General features: G+C 60.1%; 1 protein-coding gene. It reads left to right on the top strand.

The genetic code is table 11. From position 1 onward, the window contains the following. The coding region (gene ilvA, locus A3730_RS29300; RefSeq protein WP_063539447.1) for a threonine ammonia-lyase, biosynthetic at nt 1–1187 on the top strand (1187 nt) is incomplete at its 5' end. Nucleotides 1188–1192: the final 5 nt, after the last annotated feature.

Genomic DNA, 1192 nt, shown 5'->3' with positions numbered 1-1192 from the left:
GTCGCCACGGTGGCAAGGCGGTGTTGCATGGCGACAGCTTTGACGAAGCCCTGGCCCACGCGCTGAAGCTGCAGGCCCGTGACAACCTGACCTTTGTTCACCCTTACGATGATCCGGATGTGATTGCCGGCCAGGGCACGGTGGGCATGGAGATTCTGCGTCAGCAAAGCCGCGAACTGGATGCGATTTTTATCCCGGTGGGCGGCGGTGGGCTGGCGGCCGGGGTAGCGGCTTATGTGAAGTACGTGCGTCCGGAGGTGAAGGTGATCGCGGTGGAGCCGGAAGATGCCGCCTGCCTGAAAGCCGCCCTGGAGAAAAAACGTCGGGTCACCCTGCCGGAAGTGGGGCTGTTTGCGGACGGTGTTGCCGTGAAGCAGATCGGCAAGGAAACCTACAAGGTGTTGCGTGATCACGTGGATGAAGTGATCACCGCCAGCACCGATGAAATCTGTGCGGCCATCAAGGACGCGTTCGAGGATACCCGTGCCATCTGCGAACCGGCGGGGGCGCTGGCCCTGGCGGGTTTGAAGAACTGGGTAACCAAGCACGATGTGCGTGACCAGACGCTGGTGGCAATTCAGAGTGGCGCCAATGTGAATTTTGACCGGCTGCGTCATGTGTCAGAGCGTGCCGAGCTGGGCGAGCAGCGCGAGGCCATTCTGGCTGTCACCATACCGGAAACGCCTGGTGCGTTTCGGGCGTTCTGCCAGGCCCTGGGGCGGCGCGGTATTACTGAATTCAACTACCGCTACAGCGATGACCGGGATGCCAATATCTTTGTCGGTATTCAGTTGCGGCCGGGCGGAGAGGCGCTGCAGACGCTAATGAGCGAGCTGCAGGAGCGCGGTTATCCGGTGGTGGATATGAGCGGTAATGAGATGGCCAAGCTGCATATTCGTCATCTGGTGGGCGGGCACACCTCCCGGCATGACCTGAAGGAGCGGCTGTTCAGGGTGGAATTTCCGGAGCGCCCCGGAGCGCTGATGAAGTTTCTGCAATCCCTGGGCGAAAAATGGAATATCAGCCTGTTCCATTACCGTAACCACGGCGCGGCCTATGGCCGTGTGCTGGTGGGCTTCCAGGTGGAGGATGGCAAGCAGAGCAAGCTATTGGCCGACCTCAAGAAGGTGCCTTATCCCATGGTTGAGGAGAGCGACAACCCCGCCTACCGGTTATTTTTGAACTAATCGCT

Source organism: Alcanivorax sp. HI0044 (genome assembly GCF_001634945.1).
Note: the sequence above shows the minus strand (reverse complement) of the source record. Positions and strands in the feature narration are given on the sequence as shown.